Annotated in this window: 14 protein-coding genes and 2 tRNA genes; 6 read left to right on the top strand and 10 right to left on the bottom strand. The window is 38.2% G+C overall.

Annotated elements, in window-relative coordinates; genetic code table 11:
- Positions 1 to 42: 42 nt before the first annotated feature.
- The 3 genes from PGN18_RS00995 to recO form a co-directional block, all read right to left on the bottom strand.
- Positions 43 to 120: transfer RNA gene (locus tag PGN18_RS00995), tRNA-Val, on the bottom strand.
- A gap of 52 nt (positions 121 to 172) precedes the next feature.
- Positions 173 to 250, bottom strand: a tRNA-Val gene (locus PGN18_RS01000).
- Between the two features lie 94 nt (positions 251 to 344).
- The gene (recO, locus tag PGN18_RS01005) at positions 345 to 1,070 is read right to left on the bottom strand and encodes a DNA repair protein RecO (RefSeq protein WP_335317483.1); all 726 of its coding nucleotides are present in this window, start codon (positions 1,068 to 1,070) and stop codon (positions 345 to 347) included.
- Between the two features lie 198 nt (positions 1,071 to 1,268).
- Here recO and PGN18_RS01010 point away from each other — a divergent pair, with 198 nt between their 5' ends.
- The gene (locus PGN18_RS01010; protein ID WP_335317485.1) at positions 1,269 to 3,542 is read left to right on the top strand and encodes an efflux RND transporter permease subunit; all 2,274 of its coding nucleotides are present in this window, start codon (positions 1,269 to 1,271) and stop codon (positions 3,540 to 3,542) included.
- A 68-nt stretch (positions 3,543 to 3,610) separates the two neighbouring features.
- On the top strand, positions 3,611 to 4,204 hold the full coding sequence (locus PGN18_RS01015) for a hypothetical protein (RefSeq protein ID WP_335317486.1): 594 nt from the start codon (positions 3,611 to 3,613) through the stop codon (positions 4,202 to 4,204).
- 307 nt (positions 4,205 to 4,511) lie between these two features.
- Here the strand turns inward: PGN18_RS01015 and PGN18_RS01020 are convergent, their stop codons facing one another.
- Positions 4,512 to 4,784: an isoleucyl-tRNA synthetase gene (locus tag PGN18_RS01020; RefSeq protein ID WP_335317487.1), complete on the bottom strand. Its 273-nt coding sequence runs from the start codon at positions 4,782 to 4,784 to the stop codon at positions 4,512 to 4,514.
- A gap of 269 nt (positions 4,785 to 5,053) precedes the next feature.
- Here PGN18_RS01020 and ileS point away from each other — a divergent pair, with 269 nt between their 5' ends.
- The 4 genes from ileS (at position 5,054) to PGN18_RS01040 (ending at position 10,334) form a co-directional block, all read left to right on the top strand.
- Complete coding sequence (gene ileS / locus PGN18_RS01025; RefSeq protein ID WP_335317489.1) at positions 5,054 to 8,455, top strand: isoleucine--tRNA ligase; 3,402 nt, start codon at positions 5,054 to 5,056, stop codon at positions 8,453 to 8,455.
- A 30-nt stretch (positions 8,456 to 8,485) separates the two neighbouring features.
- Entirely contained in the window at positions 8,486 to 8,869 is a 384-nt protein-coding gene (locus PGN18_RS01030; RefSeq protein ID WP_090984197.1) for a TraR/DksA family transcriptional regulator, read from the top strand.
- On the top strand, positions 8,869 to 9,471 hold the full coding sequence (locus tag PGN18_RS01035) for a lipoprotein signal peptidase (RefSeq protein ID WP_335317490.1): 603 nt from the start codon (positions 8,869 to 8,871) through the stop codon (positions 9,469 to 9,471). Before PGN18_RS01030 ends, PGN18_RS01035 begins: the two co-directional genes overlap by 1 nt.
- Before the next feature lie 344 nt (positions 9,472 to 9,815).
- Positions 9,816 to 10,334 (top strand): DUF4269 domain-containing protein, encoded by a 519-nt coding sequence (locus tag PGN18_RS01040; RefSeq protein WP_335317491.1) that lies wholly within the window; start codon positions 9,816 to 9,818, stop codon positions 10,332 to 10,334.
- 150 nt (positions 10,335 to 10,484) lie between these two features.
- On the opposite strand, the gene PGN18_RS01045 is transcribed toward PGN18_RS01040, so the two are convergent.
- The 6 genes from PGN18_RS01045 to PGN18_RS01070 all read right to left on the bottom strand — a co-directional run bounded on the left by PGN18_RS01045 (position 10,485) and on the right by PGN18_RS01070 (position 20,127).
- The gene (locus PGN18_RS01045; RefSeq protein ID WP_335317492.1) at positions 10,485 to 11,897 is read right to left on the bottom strand and encodes an MBL fold metallo-hydrolase; all 1,413 of its coding nucleotides are present in this window, start codon (positions 11,895 to 11,897) and stop codon (positions 10,485 to 10,487) included.
- Positions 11,898 to 12,287: 390 nt separating this feature from the next.
- Positions 12,288 to 13,307 (bottom strand): asparaginase, encoded by a 1,020-nt coding sequence (locus PGN18_RS01050; RefSeq protein ID WP_335317493.1) that lies wholly within the window; start codon positions 13,305 to 13,307, stop codon positions 12,288 to 12,290.
- Between the two features lie 360 nt (positions 13,308 to 13,667).
- Positions 13,668 to 14,435: a TatD family hydrolase gene (locus tag PGN18_RS01055; protein WP_335317494.1), complete on the bottom strand. Its 768-nt coding sequence runs from the start codon at positions 14,433 to 14,435 to the stop codon at positions 13,668 to 13,670.
- 75 nt (positions 14,436 to 14,510) lie between these two features.
- Positions 14,511 to 17,426, bottom strand: coding sequence for an excinuclease ABC subunit UvrA (gene uvrA / locus PGN18_RS01060; RefSeq protein WP_335317495.1), 2,916 nt, complete (start codon positions 17,424 to 17,426; stop codon positions 14,511 to 14,513).
- A gap of 400 nt (positions 17,427 to 17,826) precedes the next feature.
- On the bottom strand, positions 17,827 to 18,867 hold the full coding sequence (locus tag PGN18_RS01065) for a ferredoxin--NADP reductase (protein ID WP_335317496.1): 1,041 nt from the start codon (positions 18,865 to 18,867) through the stop codon (positions 17,827 to 17,829).
- 477 nt (positions 18,868 to 19,344) lie between these two features.
- On the bottom strand, positions 19,345 to 20,127 hold the full coding sequence (locus PGN18_RS01070) for a lytic transglycosylase domain-containing protein (RefSeq protein ID WP_335317497.1): 783 nt from the start codon (positions 20,125 to 20,127) through the stop codon (positions 19,345 to 19,347).
- Between the last annotated feature and the right edge of the window lie 105 nt (positions 20,128 to 20,232).

Here is a 20,232-nt window from a genome sequence, read left to right on the forward strand (position 1 = left end):
AAGCACAAAAAAAAGCCTCTCAATAAATTGAAAGGCTTTAAATGGTGGGAAATGAGGGGTTCGAACCCCCGACCCCCTCGGTGTAAACGAGGTGCTCTGAACCAGCTGAGCTAATTTCCCATTTGGGTATATTTCAAAGTTTGACAAAAACCTCCCAATTACTTGAAAGGTTTGGTGGGAAATGAGGGGTTCGAACCCCCGACCCCCTCGGTGTAAACGAGGTGCTCTGAACCAGCTGAGCTAATTTCCCTTTAATATTTTGTCAAATTTAATATCCCACTCTCCGTTTGGGAATGCAAATATAGCGCTATAAAACTGTTCTGCAAATCTTTTTTTCTTTTTTTTCAACCCAACAAAGTTTCGAGGATTTTATGTGATTGCACTACACCAAACGATGCTGTATGTAAGGTATAGAAAACCAATATCTTATCTAATAAAAATCGTCTCTGAATGTTGCTTAATCTTATTTCGGAAATTTTCTCGAGCGGCGAATTGAACAATGAAATAAAACCAATTGCATCACCCAATTGCAGGTAATTGGAATGAATGGGCAGCCTGGAAGTAAACGCCCCTTCCTGTAAATCGAAATAGATCTGATCACTTCTTCTTTTCTCATTGGGAGAAAACCCTAAAAACCGGGTAAGTTTTAGTAAAAAGGAAAGGTGGAAGTTTGGATTGATCTCCTCAACTTCATCAAACCAGGCAATTGAATTAAAAATATAATCGAATAAACTTTCATCAGCCGATTGCTGCCTAATACTTTTATACAGTACCTCATTTAAAAAAATAACGATACTGGTTTTGATCATATCATATGGAATACTTTTAAAGACGGGTGTTTGCCTCACTTCAGCTATCCTTTGCATGTTGGTATTTACTTTATGATAAACCACCATATCCAACAAATGGAGCGATTGCAGCATGTTCATCTTAATCTTCGCCTTTGGTTTTTTAACACCATTGATTAGGTAAGACTGCATACCAAATTTATCGGTAAGTACTTGCACCACCACACTGCTTTCGCTGTAATTTGTAGTCTTTAAAACTATACCCCTAACTTTGTGCAACATCCGCTTAAAACAATTTTTTCAAAAGTATGTTATTTGTGCAAATTTAATTGTGCTAAAAGTAATCCCGTTTTACAAATAAGATTAGTTTTGCCATTAACATTATTATAAACTAAGCTGCACATGTGGATTAAGCTATCGAGATTTATTCTTCAGAATCGTATTGCAATCATTGTATTTTTTGTATTAGGAACAATTTTCATGGCTTACCAGGCCAAAAATGTGAAACTCTCATATACAGGAAGCAAAATCCTTCCTGTTACCGATAGCGCCTTCATTAAATACAATGCCTTTAAAAAAACTTTCGGAGAGGATGGAAGTGTAATGGTGGTGGGCATACAATCGCCTGATATTTTCAAAAAAGAAGTTTACAACAAATGGATTCAGCTTTCAAACGATATACAGAAATTAAAAGGCATTAAGCAGGTTCTATCATCAGGCAGAATTTTTAAGCTGGAAAAAGATACCGTTGACCAAAAATTTGTATTAAAACCGCTGCCCGGCGGCCTGATTAAAACTGAGGCAGAAATGGATTCCATCAGAAATACAATTTATAGCAATCCTTTTTTCGAAGGACTGGTTTACAACCGCCGGAATGCGACGTTAATGGCCATCACATTCGACACTAAAATCTTAAATACTGCCGAACGTAATCCTATTTTAAAAGAGATTGAAGCAAAGGCCAAAGCCTTTCAAACCGCTACAAAAATTAAGGTCCATATTTCAGGCCTACCCTATATCCGTACTGCGGTAAGTAAACTGGTGAGTAATGAATTTGTATTGTTCCTGGGTTTATCCATCCTGGTTTCGGCATTAATTCTATTGATTTTCTTCAAAAAATTCTATGCGGTATTCTTCCCAATTTTAGTGGTTATAATGGGCGTAATCTGGAGTATTGGCACATTGGTACTATTTGGCTTCGAATTGACCATTTTAACAGGACTGATTCCACCACTGATTGTAATTATCGGTATTCCAAACAGTATCTTGCTGTTGAATAAATATCAGAATGAACTTAGAAAACATGGCGATAAACAAAAAGCTTTGAGCATCACCATAGAGCGAATTGCCATTACCACACTGATTGCGAACATTACTGCCGCCATCGGATTTGGTGTATTGTATTTTACCGGAAGCGAACTTTTAATGCAATTTGGCAGCGTGGCTTCTATTAATGTAATGGTTACCTGGTTAATGTGCCTATGTTTGATCCCGATTATTTTCAGCTATTTACCAGTACCTAAGCTTAAAGCGCAAAATCATGTTGAAGAAGGCTTTTTGCATCAATTATTAGTGAAAACAGATATACTTGTTCAGCATAAAAGCCGATTGATCTATATCGCAACAATTATCATTTCCGTTATTGCATTTATTGGCGTGATGAAGATAAATGTGAACGGCTATGTGGTGGATGACCTGCCCAAAAACTCCGAGATCTTAACCGATTTAAAGTTTTTCGAGAAAAATTTTGAGGGTATTTTACCATTGGAAGTAAGCGTAGATACCAAGAAGAAAAATGGCGTTTTCAATTTAACCAACCTGAAAAGAATGGAAAAATTGGAAAAAATGATTTCAGCTTACCCAGAGTTCTCACGGTCTATTTCGGTAAATATGGGCTTAAAATACGCTACTCAGGCATTTTACAATAATGATTCTACCTTTTTCCGTTTGCCGGATAATCTGGAAAAGAACTTTATTCTGGCTTACATTGCCAACGGCGGTAAAGGAAACGCCAATCTGTTAAACAACTTTGTCAGCAAAGGAAATCAGAGTACCAGGATTAGTTTTCAAATGGCTGATGTAGGTTCTAAACGTTTAGACGCCATTATGGCCGAATTAAAACCACGTATCGATAGTATTTTGCCTCCATCTAAATTCGATGTGGAGCTCACAGGATCGAGCATTATCTTTTCTAAAGGAACGGATTATATGTTGAGGCACCTGGTAGAGAGTATTGCTCTTGCTATTATATTAATTTCTCTGTTAAGACTGGCGCAGTTTAAAAGTTTGGGCATCATGTTCATTTCGCTGTTGCCAAACATTGTTCCGCTCATTATTACGGCTGGAATTATGGGTTATTTTGGAATTTCCTTAAAGCCTTCTACCATTTTAATTTTTACCATCGCTTTTGGTTTGGCATCCGATCAGACGATTTATTTCCTTACCCGTTACCAGCAGGAACTAAACCTGACGAATTTTAGCATACCAAAAGTAATTACAGATACCATTACCGAAACAGGTGTAAGTATGACACACATTGCCTTAATTCTTTTCTTCGGCTTTGGAATATTCACCGCTTCTACTTTTGGCGGAACAGTAGTATTGGGGTTACTCCTATCTATAACCTTATTGGTGGCCTTAATTTTCAACTTAACTTTATTGCCTGCACTAGTATTATGGCTAGATAAAAAGAAAGTAAGGAAAGTAGTATCGGAAGAAGAATCTGCGAAAAATGCCGGTGAGTTTGATCATTAGGTGAATTTTAAATCCTATAAGCTTTCTAAAACCTTATAGGATTGTTTTTTTTATAAAAAAAAATTGCCATGAAATATTTCGATAAATTTCATCCCGACAATTTTTACCATATTTATAACCATGCTGTAGGAGAAGAGAATCTGTTTAGGAAACATGATAACTTTATTTTTTTCTTGAACAGATATGGTAAATATATATCCCCTATCGCTAAAACATTTAGCTATTGTTTAATGCCTAATCATTTTCATTTATTGATTCAAATTAGAAATGAAAAGGTGATCAGGCTGTTGGCGAAAAATGATAATGATGAATTTGATTTCCATAAATTCATTATGCAGCAACTCAGTAATTTTTTAAACAGCTATGCGAAGGCATTCAATAAACAATGCAATAGAAGAGGAACTTTATTTTTAGATTTCACTCGCAGAAAAGAAGTTAATGATGAATCTTATTTTCGCAAATTAATAAATTATATTCACCAAAACCCTGTGCATCACGGTTTTTGTAAATTACCATCGGAATGGGATTATTCTTCTTACAATTCAATAATCACAATCAACAAAAGTTCCAAACTCGAACGAAATGCAATTTTTGATTGGTTTGGAGGATTAGAAGAGTTTGTTAAATTTCATCGAAATGAAAAATCTATTATAGACCTATAAGGTTTCTAAAACCTTATAGGTCTGTTCGAAACAGAATATATGCTATACATAGCCTTGGGTTTAAACATTTAAGGCTATTATTTTAGGCAAATATGGAGCTCAACCTCTACGGTTTTCTCGCACAGACCCAAATCATCTAAACCTGATGGCAGCGGCAGCCCCGAAGCATGAGGGCTATAGCAAACAGCAGGGCTGACATTAAAATGAAATGCTGGTCTTGCTTTCCAAAAACTTTTTAACCATATAAGAAATATGAGTGCACATAAGCACCAATAAAGTATGGCTTATATAATAGATTTTCGCCGATTTATTCTGTTGCAGATTTTTTATCCTCTTCATCAACCGGAACCTCAACAGTCGGATCGGTAATAATTTCGGCATTGCCATCCTTGTCTTTTTTGGCAAATAAAATTGGATAAAGCAGCCAAAGTGCGCCAATCATAATGAGTACACCTGCCAGCATTTGAAAATAGATACTCCCTTTTACCTCGTTAGCATCCAGAATTTTATAGGCGATAAAAGAAAGCAGCCCTGCAGCAATTACAAAGACAGCCTTCTGCAATTTTAATAGCTTAATCATAGGGTCTTTCTTTTTAGTGTTATGATATGGATTAAAACAAAAATAAGCCCAATAAGTTCGACCAGACCGCAGAAATAAAAACCATAAAGCACAAAATTACGGTCAGAAGGGCTTATTACCACAATAACTGGCAAAACAATTACGGCAATGATCATTAAGGTAAGCCCAATATTAAATAATTTCACGTCAAAAGTATTTACATCAAAACTACCAAAATTCAGCCAATTCTGTTAACTTTGCAACCTTTAATTTTTTGAGGTACTTAATTGATGTATAGCGAATTTAAACAACTGGAACTTGCCAAAATAGGACAGGAAATATTAGATTTTTGGAAAAAGGAAAACATCTTTGAAAAAAGCATTTCTTCTCGCCCTAAATCTAATCCGTTTACTTTTTACGAAGGCCCACCGTCTGCCAATGGCATGCCAGGGATTCACCATGTAATGGCGCGTGCAATTAAGGATATTTTTTGCCGCTATAAAACTTTAAAAGGCTACCAGGTTAAACGTAAGGGTGGTTGGGACACACATGGTCTTCCGATTGAACTTGCTGTAGAGAAAAAACTGGGCATTACCAAAGAGGATATTGGTAAAAAAATCAGTGTAGACGAATACAATGAAGCTTGCCGTACCGAGGTTATGCGCTATACCGATGTATGGAACGACCTGACCGAAAAAATGGGTTACTGGGTTGACCTTGAAAATCCATACATCACTTATGAAAATGAATACATCGAAACCCTTTGGTGGATTTTAAAACAGCTTTATGACAAAGGATTTTTATATAAAGGTTATACCGTTCAACCTTATTCGCCTGCAGCGGGTACAGGTTTAAGCTCGCACGAGCTGAACCAGCCAGGCACTTATAAAGATGTAAGTGATACTACGATTGTTGCGCAGTTTAAAACTATTGAGTCTACTTTACCTGAAGCATTAAAGGGTTTTGGTACAGTTCACTTTTTAGCCTGGACAACCACCCCATGGACATTGCCAAGCAACACGGCATTAACCGTAGGACCGAAGATCGATTATGTACTGGTTAAAACTTTTAATCAATATACTTTTGAGCCGATCCAGGTGGTACTTGCAAAAGCTTTGGTGGGTAAACAATTTGCCGGAAAATACATTTTAGCCGAAAGCGATGAAGCTTTTGCAAACTACAAAGCTGAAGATAAAAAAATCCCATATACTGTTTTAGCAGAATTTGTGGGTGCTGATTTAGTCGGCATTAAATACGAGCAATTATTACCTTATGCTTTGCCTTACCAAAATGCTGAAAATGCCTTCAGGGTAATTTCAGGAGATTTTGTGACCACCGAAGATGGTACTGGTATTGTGCATACTGCACCAACTTTTGGTGCAGATGATGCCCGGGTAGCTAAACTGGCTACACCTGAAGTGCCGCCAATGCTTGTTTTAGATGAAAAGGGAAATCCAGTTCCTTTGGTTGATTTACAAGGAAAATTTATCGCTTCACTAGGCGGAAATTACGGTGGCAAATACGTCAAAAATGAATATTATAAAGATGGTGAAGCACCTGAAAAATCAGTTGACGTTGAGTTAGCCATCCAGTTAAAAGAAGAGAATAAAGCCTTTAAGGTTGAAAAATATGTCCATACCTATCCACATTGCTGGAGAACGGACAAACCGGTTTTATACTATCCATTAGATAGCTGGTTTATCAAAACCACTGCAGTTAAAGATAAAATGGTAGCGTTAAACAAAGGAATTAACTGGAAACCGGAATCGACAGGAATCGGTCGTTTTGGTAACTGGTTAGAAAACCTGGTTGACTGGAACTTGTCGCGTTCGCGTTATTGGGGTACACCATTGCCCATCTGGCGTACGGCTGACGGAACGGAAGAGAAATGTATAGGTTCTATCGCTGATCTAAATGCTGAGATTGCAAAATCTATCGAGGCTGGTTTAATGCCAGCAGGTTTTGAACTAAAAGATATGCACCGCCCTTATGTTGATGATGTAATTTTAACTTCTTCAAAAGGCGAAAAAATGACCCGCGAAACTGACCTGATTGATGTTTGGTTTGATAGCGGTGCTATGCCTTATGCACAGTGGCACTTCCCTTTCGAAAACAAGGAAGAGTTTGAAAACGCTTATGCTGCTGATTTTATTGCAGAAGGTGTTGACCAGACCCGTGGCTGGTTCTTTACCTTACATGCCATTGCCGTAATGTTGAGCGAAGCCAGTGACGAAATTAAAGCAGTAAACGCAAAAGTTGGCAACCCTGGGGTAGCATTTAAAAATGTCGTTTCGAACGGCCTGGTACTGGATAAAAACGGCAACAAAATGTCTAAACGTTTAGGCAATGCTGTTGATCCTTTTAGCACCATCGAAACTTATAGTGCAGACGCTACGCGTTGGTATATGATCAGCAATGCATCGCCATGGGACAACCTTAAATTTAGTTTGGAAGGTTTGGATGAAGTACGCCGTAAATTCTTTGGAACGCTTTACAATACCTACGCCTTCTTTGCCTTATATGCCAATATCGATAAATTCGAGATCGACAAAAACAACCTAAGCAAAGTTGAAGACAGGACAGAGTTAGACCGTTGGATTTTATCCCTGTTGCAGAATTTAATCAGCGAAGTTGATGAAAGCTACAATACTTATGAGCCAACTAAAGCAACCCGTGCCATCCAGACTTTTGTTGATGAACATTTAAGTAACTGGTACATCAGATTAAGCCGCCGCCGTTTCTGGAAAGGCGAAATGACTGATGATAAACGTGCTGCTTACGAAACACTTTATACCTGTTTAGAAAGCCTGGCACAACTGATGAGTCCTGTAGCACCTTTCTTTGCAGATTGGTTGTACAGAAACTTAACTGTAACAGATGCCTACGCAGCAGAATCGGTCCACTTAACCTTATGGAAAGAAGCTGACCCAAGTTTAACAGATAACGCATTGAACGAAAGAATGGTTTATGCGCAGGATATTTCGTCGATGGTTTTGTCATTGCGTAAAAAATCGGGCATCAATGTGCGTCAGCCTTTAGCAAAAATCTTAATTCCATCTTTAAATGGCGATTTTGAACAGAAGATTTCTAAAGTTGCCGATTATATCCTGTCTGAAACCAATGTGAAACATATCGAATTTATAACCGATACGCATGGCATCGTAAAGAAAAAGCTGAAACCAAACTTTAAATCGTTGGGTAAAAAAGTAGGCAAAGATATGGGCATCGTAAAAGAAGCTTTAGAGAATATGACGCAGGACGATATCCAACGTTTGGAAGTTGATGGTTATATCAATGTTTTCGGTAGTGACAACATTCAACATGCTATTGACCTGAATGATGATGTTGAGGTTTTTGCTGAAGATATTCCGGGATGGCAGGTTACCAATATAGGCAACTTAACCGTTGCTTTGGACGTAACCATTTCGGAAGCGCTTAAACAGGAAGGTATTTCACGGGAATTGGTTAACCGTATCCAGAACCTACGGAAAGATTTGAACTTTGAAGTAACCGATAGGATTAAAGTTTCATTACAAAATGATAATCTGGTAGCCAGCGCAGTTGATAAAAACAAGGCCTACATTTGCGCTGAAATATTGGCTGATGAATTTGAATTAACAGATGCTGTAAATAATGCAAACAAAATCGTGATTGACGATGTTGAGTTAAGCATTTCAGTAACTAAAATATAAATCCATATATTAGAAAACTAAATTAAAAACATGGAAAACAGTAATAAAACACGCTACTCAGACAGTGAACTTCAGGAATTTAAAGAATTAATTCAAGATAAATTACGCATGGCAAAAGAAGAGCTTAATGCGCTTACCGCATCATTAAGTAATCCTAATGCTAACGGAACAGAAGATACCTCTGGTGCTTACAAAACATTGGAAGATGGTTCGGCAACAATGGAGAAAGAGCAGATCAATCAGTTGGCTGCGCGTCAGAAAAAATTTATCGATAACCTGGAGAACGCATTAGTGCGTATTGAGAATAAAACTTATGGTATTTGCCGCGAAACCGGTAAATTAATCCAAAAAGAGCGTTTACGTGCTGTTCCTCATGCTACTTTAAGCATGGAAGCTAAATTAAAACAGAGTTAATGAAAGGCTATACAAAACCTTTAATTGTTATCTTTTTAGTTTTACTTGCCGACCAGCTGGTTAAAACTTGGGTTAAAACACATATGTACCTTGGGCAGGAGTTCCACATTATTGGGAAATGGTTTATTATCCATTTTACCGAGAACAATGGAATGGCCTTTGGGATGGAGTTTGGTGGCGAATTTGGTAAACTAGCTTTATCGCTTTTCCGCATTGCTGCCGTTGCAGGAATTGGTTATGGCCTACACTACCTGATTAAGCATAAATATCACCGCGGTTTAATTTTAAACGTCGCGTTGATTTTTTCCGGCGCCTTAGGAAATATTATCGACTCGGTTTTTTATGGGAAGATTTATGGATATGAAACCTGGTTTCATGGCCGTGTGGTTGATATGTTCTATTTCCCGATTGCCGAAGGTCATTTCCCGACCTGGCTTCCGATCTGGGGAGGAGAAGAATTTGTTTTCTTTAGACCTGTTTTTAACCTTGCAGACGCCGCAATTTCGGTTGGGGTGATACTGATCTTGATCTTTCAGAAAAACTACTTTAAAGAAGATGTAAAAGATGATGTAAGCTTAAATAGTGAAATTGTAGAAGATTAAATCCGCGAACCGTCATGCTGAACTTCCGCCCGGCCTGTCGGACGGGTGTTTCAGCATCTTAAGGATTTGAATATACAAAGTCCATTTCTTAATTGAGATGGGCTTTTCGTTATATGGAAGAGGCCTATTATCACTCCTACCAAATTAAGAATTTTAATCGCATTCAAAAGATCATTCATTTCATTCAGGATGACAATCATATTGGTGGGTGTCAAACCGACCCACAAATCCCTCTACTTGTAAAGTTTCCGATCTGTTTAGGGTTCCGAGGGGCTTTACGGACAGCGTTAAGCACTACCAATACTTAACCCAGGTGTATTAACTTTGACAACAATTCACTACCAATGATCAACTTCCTCAATATCTCCTATCTCCAATCTGGAAATGAGAAGCAAAAGAAAGCTTATCAGGTTTTAACCGATAACAAAATTTTAGAAAAGCTAGCCCCATATCAGCCTATTTTAGTCGGTACTATACCCATTAATATAGACATTGAAAACAGTGATTTGGATATCATCTGCGATGTACAGGATAAGGTTACTTTTACCGAAATCCTGACCAATTATTTCCAAAGCGAAAAAGGCTTTAAAATCACCAAGAACTCAACCTTTAAATCCATAAAAGCCAATTTCTTTATAGATGATTTTGAATTTGAAATTTTTGGTCAGGCCATACCAACAATAAAGCAAAATGCCTATCGCCATATGTTAATTGAATATCAACTACTTTTAGAAAAAGGAGAAATTTTCAGACAGGAAATTATCGCCTTAAAAAAACAGGGCTATAAAACCGAACCGGCCTTCGCCAAATTACTGGAAATTGAGGGAAATGCTTATGAGGAGTTATTGAAAGTAGCAATTTAACTGACCAAAAATACCGAATCACGTAACGATAAGTAAAACAGACAAAAAAATCTTTCTCCTACCATAACTTTATAGTATATCAACGCGGAATATAATAAGATAGCTTTGCAACTACTTAACTGATGCTTAAAATAACGATCTCGCCCGCTATTAAACTTTCATTGCTTTACTCGGACAACTGAAATCAGTTCTTTTTAAACCGGTATTTTTTATAGCGCCATAACCACCGGCTACATCAATTACATTTTCTACACCACGTGATTTTAAAATAGACGCGGCGATCATCGAGCGGTAACCGCCTGCACAATGAATATAATAGGTAGCTTTTGGATTGATCTCGCCAGTCCAGTCGTTAATAAAATCTAACGGACGACTCAATGTAAACTCCAAATGTTCAGCTTCATATTCACCTGGTTTACGCACATCAAGTGCTTTGATTTGGCCATTTAAGGCAGCTTCTTCAAAAGCATCTGCAGAAATCGATTCAATGGTATCAATTTCTTTTCCGGCATCTGTCCATCTTTCAAAGCTTCCATCCAAATAACCAATGGTATTATCATAACCCACACGGGTTAAACGCGTAATCGTTTCTTCTTCTTTTCCCACGTCGGTAATCAATAGAATTGGTTGTTTCAAATCGCTAATCAAAGCGCCAACCCAAGGTGCAAATTGTCCGTTTAAACCGATATTGATCGAGTTTGGAATAAATCCCTTTGTAAAAACCTGCGGATCGCGGGTATCGAGCATAATGGCGCCCGTTTGGTTGGCCAGATCCTCAAATTGTTGCGGCGTTAAGGCATTTAATCCTTTTTCGTAAACGTCATCAATACTTTCTACTCCGCCTTTATTCATGGCCGCATTTTTAGAAAAGTATTGCGGAGGAGGCATTATACCATCGGTTACTTCAGCAATAAACTGTTCCTTCGTTTCTGCTTTTAAAGCATAATTTACCTGTTTCTGATGCCCCAAGGTATCAAAAGTTTCTTTGCTCATACTTTTGCCACAAGCAGAACCAGCACCGTGAGCAGGGTAAACAATTACATCGTCAGCTAAAGGTTTTATCTTTTCGTTTAACGAATCGTAAAGCATTCCGGCTAAATCATCCATGGTTAAATTACCCTTCTGTGCTAAATCCGGACGGCCAACATCACCAATAAACAAAGTATCCCCACTAAAGATACAGTGGTCTTTACTATTTTCATCTTTTAGCAAATAAGTTGTCGATTCTAAGGTGTGCCCAGGTGTATGTAGTGCTGTTATGGTCAGCCTGCCGATTTTAAATTGCTCGCCATCTTTAGCAATGTACGCTTTAAATTCAGTCTTGGCAGTTGGTCCGTAGATAATTTCTGCACCCGATTTTTCGGCTAAATCTACATGACCGGAAACAAAATCGGCATGAAAATGTGTTTCAAAAATATATTTAATGGCAGCACCAGCTTTTTCTGCCTTCTTTAAATAAGTTGCAACTTCTCTTAAAGGATCTATTATTGCAGCTTCACCGTCACTCTCAATGTAATAAGCGGCTTCTGCCAGGCAACCTGTATATATTTGTTCTATTTTCATTCTTTAGATTTGAGTATTGAGATGTTAGAAGTGAGTATCAAGGCATAAGCAAAAACAACCTTACACCTTAAACCTTTCGCCTTATACCTTTCTCATAACAAAAATAGGGCTAAATACTGATAACCGAAATGATGCTGCTCATAATTGCAGAAGTTTTACTTATTCTGATGCAAACCTCGTAGGTTTTAGGAATGTGTAAGCTTTTGAAAAGGTGGGTTTTGCGTTAGGGATTGTAAGGGTTCAGTGCCGACCTTCATCGGCACCGGAGCGAAGCGTAGCCCTGGAAAGCCCGCCCCTTTCCCGTATTTCACAGGATTGGGGAACGCCCAAATCAGTTATCAGTTACAATTTACACCCTAACTTTTTTTCACGCACTATGAGTTTGTGACATTAATCTTTAGTCAATTCACCCCGTAACGATTCATCCATCAATTTCCGGCTTTCTTCTATCGATAAACCCAAGCCCATTACAAACATCAGTTTGGTTACCGTAGCTTCGAAAGTTAAATCGTAACCACTTACAATTCCCATTTTTAACAATTCCCTACTGGTTTCGTAGCGACCTAATTGCACGGAGCCTTTTTTACACTGAGAAATGTCAATGATAATTTTTCCGTTTAAAATAGCCTGCCTTAAACTATCTAGAAACCACTGGGCCGTGGAAGTGTTGCCGGAGCCGAAAGTTTCTAAAATAATGGCATCTACTTTTGAATCGGTAATGGCCTGTACCGCTTGCGGTGTAATTCCAGGATATAATTTGAGCACACCAATGTTAGCATTAAAATTGGTGTGCAATTTTAGCTCGCCACCGGTAGCTTTTAGAATATAGTTTCTGTGAAACTGTAGATGTACACCAGCCTCTGCCAACACAGGATAATTGGGTGATCGGAAAGCCTCAAACTTTTCGCTATTGTATTTTATGGAGCGGTTGCCCCTGAATAGTTGTGCATCAAAATAAATACAAACCTCAGGAAAAAGCGCCTTACCGTCTTCTTTTGTTGCTGCAATCTCTAAAGCAGTAATCAGATTCTCTTTCGCATCAGTCCTGATTTCGCCGATTGGCAGCTGAGATCCGGTTAACACGACTGGTTTATCTAAATTTTCGAGCATAAAACTTAATGCTGAAGCGGTAAAAGCCATGGTATCTGACCCATGCAAGATCACAAAGCCATCATACTGATCATATTTGTTATAAACCAGTTCTGCCAGTGTTTTCCATATTTCAGGATCCATATTTGACGAATCCAAAACCGGATTAAAAGAATGTACATCTAAATGATAATCTAAACGGCTTAGTTCTGGAACGTTTTCTTTGATCTGCTCGAAATCAAACGGAACCAACATTCCGTTTGTAGGGTCGTTAACCATACCAATGGTACCACCGGTATAGATAATAAGTATTTTGGTCATTTGGTTTAGTGAAGGTTGCTCAACGCAAAGAAACTAAAAATTTGTAAATGATTGGGCGATATTTTTAAATTAACAATAAAAGTTAATATTATTGAAATATAATTATCAAAATAATAATTAAATCGGAAAATTATTACATAATTAATAATTATTCATGCAGCGTATTATACATATCAAGAAATAACATACTATCCATAGCATTAAGCAAAGTGCCTCTACGGATTAGAAATGGACTCTTTTTCATTCAGCATCCGTAAAGTTCTTCTTAACGCTACGGATAGATGATAAATCTTGAGAGAAAAATTTCTCTCACGAACATTCGGGACTGCGCTTCAGTCGAATTGAAGACCGATCTAAATCCTAAACACCAAAAATTTTTCTCGAATTCTCTGTGGTTACATCCGCTATTTCTTCAATAGAAACGCGATAAATATCAGCTACTTTTTGGGCGATATAAATCAAGTAACTGCTTTCATTGGGTTTACCACGGAAAGGAACAGGGGTCAGATAAGGAGAATCGGTTTCAAGAACCAGATTTGCTAACGGTATATCAGCAAGGACAGCATCCAAACCTGCATTTTTATAAGTAACCACACCGCCAATGCCTAAATAAAAGTTCAAATCGATAGCTTGTCGGGCTTGTGCCAAATTACCAGTGAAACAATGAAATATACCACGCAATTTTACATCTTTTTCACTTTCCAACACCTCAAAAACTTCATCAAAAGCTTCTCTGCAATGGATTACAATAGGTAGTCCTAATTTTTTTGCCCAGCCAATCTGTTTACGGAATGCATCTTGCTGAATGGCCAAAGTAGATTTATCCCAGTATAAATCAATCCCGATTTCGCCAATGGCGTAAATTTTCCGGTCAACAATGCTACTATATATTATATCCAACAGCGCCAGGTAATCGTCCTTTACATCACAGGGATGCAGGCCAGCCATTGCAAAGCAGTTTGCCGGATATTTCGCCACCAGTTCATCAATCATTGCAATTGATTTCACATCAACATTGGGCAAAAACAAACGGTTCACATCGCTTTCAAAACAACGTTCCATTAACTGGGCCTGTTTTTCTTCATCCTGCTCGTAATATAAATGGGTATGGGTATCGGTAAAAAGCATGTTTTATTATAGTATCAAGTATTTAGAATTGAGTATCAAGATTGATTTGTCGTTCTTGATACTTTCATTATGAGTCTATTTTTTTGCAGCCTTGCTTTTTTTTGGCGCTTTAACTTTGGACTCCGGGCTGCCGACTTCGGACTGCGGGCTCCACTCCATTTCCTTTTTCAAAAACTTACCTGTTAAACTGATTGGATTCTGGATTAAACCTTCCGGTGTACCTTCAAACAAAATCCTTCCGCCGCCAGCACCGCCTTCTTCCCCTAAATCAATTACCCAATCGGCAACTTTAACCACATCTAAATTATGTTCGATCACCAAAATCGTATTTCCTTTATCAACCAGTTCCTGCAATACACCTAAAAGCACGTTAATATCTTCAAAGTGGAGTCCGGTTGTAGGCTCATCTAATATATAGAACGTTTTTCCGGTGTCCTTTTTAGAAAGCTCTGTTGCCAGTTTAACACGCTGTGCCTCTCCTCCTGATAAGGTAACAGATGATTGACCCAAGGTAATATAACCCAAGCCCACATCTTTTAAGGTTTTGATCTTTCTATAGATGATTGGAATATTTTCAAAGAACGTACAGGCATCTTCGATACTCATATCCAATACATCGCTGATGGATTTTCCACGGAAACGCACCTCTAAGGTCTCCCTGTTGTATCTTCTACCGCCACACTCTTCGCAAGGCACCTGCACATCGGGCAAAAAGTTCATTTCGATGACCTTTAAACCAGCACCTTGGCAGGTTTCGCAACGACCACCTTTAACATTAAAAGAGAAACGACCGGGTTTGTAACCACGGATCTTGGCCTCAGGCAACTGCACAAACAAATTCCTGATATCAGAGAAAACACCTGTGTAAGTAGACGGATTAGAGCGCGGGGTTCTACCAATCGGCGCCTGATCAATCTCAATTACCTTATCAATTTCTTTCAAGCCATTGATTTTTTCGTAAGGCAAAGGTGTTTTTTTAGCTCTGAAAAAATGATGGTTCAAAATCGGATATAAAGTTTCGGTAATTAAACTCGATTTACCACTTCCTGAAACGCCGGTTACTGCAATAAATTTACCCAAAGGAAAATCTACGGAAACCTCTTTTAAGTTATGCCCCGTTGCCTTAATCAGCGACAATTTATGTCCGTTGCCTTTTCTGCGCACTTTTGGTGTTTCAATGCTCCTTTTACCATTCAGGTAATCAGCGGTTAAAGTATTCGACTTCAGAATCTGTGCGGCGGTTCCTTCTGCAACCACTGTTCCTCCATGAATACCGGCACCAGGACCAACATCAATTACCCAATCAGCCTCCAGAATCATATCCTTATCATGCTCTACCACCAACACGGTATTTCCTAAATCACGGAGGTTTTTAAGTGCATTTATCAAACGTTCGTTATCGCGCTGGTGCAAACCGATACTTGGCTCATCGAGAATGTACATAACATTCATTAATTGCGAACCGATCTGCGTAGCCAAACGGATACGTTGTGCCTCACCACCAGAAAGTGTACGTGCGGTACGGTCTAAAGTTAAATAGGTCAACCCTACATCAGTCAAAAAGCCGATTCTGGCTTTAATTTCCTTTAAAATTTCTTTCGCAATAATATTTTGACGGTCGGATAAACGTTCATCAACCTTTTCAAACCATTGATGAAGGTTATTGATATCCATTGATGAAAGTTCAAAAATATTTTTGCCATCTACCTTAAAATGCAAACTTTCTCGTTTCAAACGGGCACCATGGCACTCCGGACAGGTTTTCAGTTTCCTGAACTCATCCATATCGTCAGCTGCAGATTCGCTCCTCTTTTCGTTCTGCTCTTCGAGCATTTTAATGATCCCATCGAAAGTGATGTTATAATTCTGAACGTTCCATTTATTGTATTCTACCTCAACCTTGATCAGATCGGGCGAACCGTTTAAAATGATGTTGATGATTTCGTCGCTTAATTTCTCAATAGGTGTAGAAAGTGAGAAACTGTATTTTTTGGCCAAAGCTTTTAATACCTGGAACATCCAGATATCTCTGTATTCGCCTAATGGAGCCAAACCACCGTTTAAAATACTCAGTTTTGGATTCGGGATAACCGACTCTTTATCCACCACAAAAATATACCCCAAACCATCACAGCGCTCACAGGCACCATAAGGTGAGTTGAACGAAAAACTATTGGGTTGAGGCTCATCGTAAGAAATACCCGTGGTAGGACACATCAAAAATTTACTAAAATGTGCTACGTTATTGTCCTTATCACTGATTTTGATTACCCCTTTACCCATTTTCATTGCGATTTGTAACGAATCGAGCAGGCGCTTTTTATCTTTTACATCAACAATCAGGCGATCAATCACCACTTCGATATCGTGGATTTTATAGCGATCTACCTGCATTTTAGCAGTAATATCCTTAATCTCTCCATCAACACGCACTTTTACATAACCCTGTTTACGGATTTGCTCAAAAAGCTCACGGTAATGCCCCTTTCTACCTTTAACTACAGGCGCAAGGATATTTACAGCCAAACCATCAAATTTATTAAAGATATTCTGGAGGATCTGGTCCTCACTCATGCGTTCCATTTTCTCACCAGTATTGTACGAATAGGCATCAGCCACACGTGCATAAAGCAAACGCATAAAATCGTAAATTTCGGTAATGGTGCCCACGGTAGAACGTGGGTTTTTGCTGGTGGTTTTTTGTTCAATGGCAATAACCGGACTCAAACCCGAAACTTTATCTACATCCGGGCGTTCCATGCCGCCCATAAACTGACGGCTGTAAGCGCTAAATGTTTCCATGTATCGTCGCTGACCTTCGGCGTAAATCGTATCAAAAGCCAGGGAAGATTTTCCGCTGCCACTTAAGCCTGTGATTACCACAAGCTCGTTGCGCGGAAAGCTAACGTCTATATTCTTTAAATTATGTACCCTCGCACCATATACTTCTACATCCCTTTGCTCACCGAGGTCGACAGATTTATTACTCATATTTTATTTAAAGTTGGGAACAAAACCCTGGCTTAAAAAAGGCCAGATTTTAATCTGCAAAAATGCTAAAAATTTTATCAAAAAGAAAGTTTAAGCCAAGCTGTATTAAGGATTAATTGTCATAATATCAGCATTAATTTCTACAAAAATCACATGCTACAAACAACATGATTTATTACAAATATGTTTTATATTTATCGTATCGTCACCCTGAATTTATTTCAGGGTCTTTATCAATAAAAGATGCTGACCACGCAGTAGCTACAAGACCATTGAAAATACTAATTCTACTTGTAAAATAAATTCAGCATGATGATTGAGATGATGAAAACTACTTTAAAAACCGAAACATTGTTATCAACATTACATTCAACGATAATAAAAGTACTGGAGCTAATTATTACCAAGTTATCGTTGTTCCATTTTCCGTAGGATGGCCGGTGCAAACCAAAACCCTGCCCCTTTCCAATTCATCATCGGTAAGTACTTCATTATAATCCATCCTTACCCCACCCTTGGTACAATTGGCTACACAGGTGCTACATACGCCCCCACGACAACTATATGGTAGTTTGATTTTATTTTCGAGCGCAACATCAAGGATTCTTTTGGGCCAGGGAATATCGAGATGATAGGTTTTGCCTTCAAAATTTAAAATAACGGAATAAGTGTTTTTGTCCACTATTTTTTCAGAACTGTCATCTTCATCAACCTCATCCTCTGGCAACACAAAAGTTTCTCTTTTAATCTGTTTAATATCGAATCCCATACCTAATAACGTAATACGGCATAAATCCATGTAGATAACCGGTCCACAACTGTAAAACAGTGCCCGATCGCGATCGAAATGTAAATATTCTTTAATTAATTTTTCGATATAAAACTTATTCAGCCTGGCCATCATTAAATTTTTACTGTTGCTAAAAACCCAGATGATCTTTAACCTCTCCGGATATTTCTGTTGCCATTCGATCAATTCATCATAAAACAAAGTCTCCTCTTTCGATCTATTACTGTAAACGAGTGTAACCAACGATTTTTGCTCACATACCAATGCCGTTTTTAAAATGGAGAATAATGGCGTAATGCCAACACCTGCGCCAAAAAGAAAAAGATCACGTTCCAGATTTTCGTTTGGAATATAACTGAACAAGCCTTGTGGCTCTTGTGCCAAAAGAATATCATTTACTGAAGTTTTATGATGAAGAAACCTGGAGATCTCTCCATTTTCCACCCTTTTCACGGTAATTGCCAAAGGCTCATCCACGTCGGGCGAACTGTTAAAAGAATACGATCTCCTTACTTCTTGATGTCTCCCTTGAAAAACAAGTGATAAAAACTGCCCTGCTAAATATGCAGGATATTCATCTACCTCTTCAAATTGAAAAGTAATATTATCGCCGGGTTGATTGATGATTTTATTTATCCGCAGTTTGAACATATGCAAAGAAAGGAAATTATTAGTTCAATAGTTCATTGGTCAGTAGTTCATTGGTGAATGCAAATCGTAAACTGTTAATTGGTTCATTAGCCTTTTGTTCATTGGTAACTGCAAATCGCTAAATGGAAACTGTTCATAGGGTTTAGGGTTTAGGGTTTAGGGTTTAGGGTTTAGGGTTTAGGAAAAACACCAATCAGAGAAACTTGTGTTTTGTAATAGTGGAAATTTATAATAATGATCAAATATATTTAGATATACGTGCACTTAAATGACCTTACATTTCTTATATGGTATAACCATTCCGTGTTAATCCGTGCTTCCGTGGCTAAAAAGCCCATTGGTTCACGTCTCATTGATTAGCATGATGCAAAACGAATCGGTGAAATCCAATAATCTGTGAAATCACTTTCAAATAAAAAGCGTCCCGATATTGAAACCGGGACGCCTTACCAAATGCTTGTCTTTATCTTAATTATATTATCCGCCGTTATAAGCCAATAATACCCTCGGTTTTTTATAACCGTAACGTTTCGGGTGCTCCATAATCTGTTTCATGGAAATTACTTTATACACATAGCCACCGGTTTCGCGGTTTAGCCTCATTTTGTAGTAATTATCCTGATTCTGATTATTGATCTGCTTGCGCAAACGCCCGTCGCCAACATTGTAAGCCGCAGCCACTAATGTCCAGCTTTCTAAACCCTTATACATTTCCTTAATGTATTTGCAGGCTGCAATAGTAGATTTGCGTAGGTTATAACGCTCATCAACATCCCCGTTCACTTTTAATCCATAATTACGGGCAGTACCTGGCATAAACTGCCAGATTCCGGCTGCACCTTTTGGCGAAGTTCCTTCAGTCATTCCAGATTCGACCAAGGCCAAATACTTAAAATCATTCGGGATACCATAAGCGGCAAGTATCGGCTCGATAATCGGGAACCATTTTGCTGCTTTCTGGTGCAAAAGATTAGTGTGTGTGTTCTTGTAACTGTGTGCGGCCAAAACTTTCTTCATTTTTCTTTCCACCCTTTTATCGCCCAAAGGCAGGGTTTCATCCGCGAAATTTAACTGGGCCATTAAAGAAAGAGGTTTCACAACGTCTTCAACTTTTATGCTATCAGTTTTTGTTATTGTAGAGCTTAATTTTTCTTCCTTAAAAAGACTTTTTTTTGTTAAGGGCATTTGGTAAGTGAACACTTTTGCCAAAATAAATAGTGTTGCCACTACTGAAAATGGTACGATGTGTTTCTTTAACATTCTCCTCCTTTTTTTGGTGAAACTTAATAAAAACGTTGGCAAAGCTAAAAAATAATAAGCACACTATCAAATAGTTACGTAATTAAGTGTAAAAAACAGCCTTTA

The sequence above is a fragment of the Pedobacter terrae genome (genome assembly GCF_036946585.1).
GTDB lineage: Bacteria > Bacteroidota > Bacteroidia > Sphingobacteriales > Sphingobacteriaceae > Pedobacter > Pedobacter terrae_C.

What these genes read in the sequence shown, in the direction of transcription:
- recO (WP_335317483.1), bottom strand. Translation starts at nt 1,070, where the DNA reads ATGTTGCACAAAGTTAGGGGTATAGTTTTAAAGACTACAAATTACAGC.
- PGN18_RS01010 (WP_335317485.1), top strand. Translation starts at nt 1,269, where the DNA reads ATGGCTTACCAGGCCAAAAATGTGAAACTCTCATATACAGGAAGCAAA.
- PGN18_RS01015 (WP_335317486.1), top strand. Translation starts at nt 3,611, where the DNA reads ATGAAATATTTCGATAAATTTCATCCCGACAATTTTTACCATATTTAT.
- PGN18_RS01020 (WP_335317487.1), bottom strand. Translation starts at nt 4,784, where the DNA reads ATGATTAAGCTATTAAAATTGCAGAAGGCTGTCTTTGTAATTGCTGCA.
- ileS (WP_335317489.1), top strand. Translation starts at nt 5,054, where the DNA reads ATGTATAGCGAATTTAAACAACTGGAACTTGCCAAAATAGGACAGGAA.
- PGN18_RS01030 (WP_090984197.1), top strand. Translation starts at nt 8,486, where the DNA reads ATGGAAAACAGTAATAAAACACGCTACTCAGACAGTGAACTTCAGGAA.
- PGN18_RS01035 (WP_335317490.1), top strand. Translation starts at nt 8,869, where the DNA reads ATGAAAGGCTATACAAAACCTTTAATTGTTATCTTTTTAGTTTTACTT.
- PGN18_RS01040 (WP_335317491.1), top strand. Translation starts at nt 9,816, where the DNA reads ATGATCAACTTCCTCAATATCTCCTATCTCCAATCTGGAAATGAGAAG.
- PGN18_RS01045 (WP_335317492.1), bottom strand. Translation starts at nt 11,897, where the DNA reads ATGAAAATAGAACAAATATATACAGGTTGCCTGGCAGAAGCCGCTTAT.
- PGN18_RS01050 (WP_335317493.1), bottom strand. Translation starts at nt 13,307, where the DNA reads ATGACCAAAATACTTATTATCTATACCGGTGGTACCATTGGTATGGTT.
- PGN18_RS01055 (WP_335317494.1), bottom strand. Translation starts at nt 14,435, where the DNA reads ATGCTTTTTACCGATACCCATACCCATTTATATTACGAGCAGGATGAA.
- uvrA (WP_335317495.1), bottom strand. Translation starts at nt 17,426, where the DNA reads ATGAGTAATAAATCTGTCGACCTCGGTGAGCAAAGGGATGTAGAAGTA.
- PGN18_RS01065 (WP_335317496.1), bottom strand. Translation starts at nt 18,867, where the DNA reads ATGTTCAAACTGCGGATAAATAAAATCATCAATCAACCCGGCGATAAT.
- PGN18_RS01070 (WP_335317497.1), bottom strand. Translation starts at nt 20,127, where the DNA reads ATGTTAAAGAAACACATCGTACCATTTTCAGTAGTGGCAACACTATTT.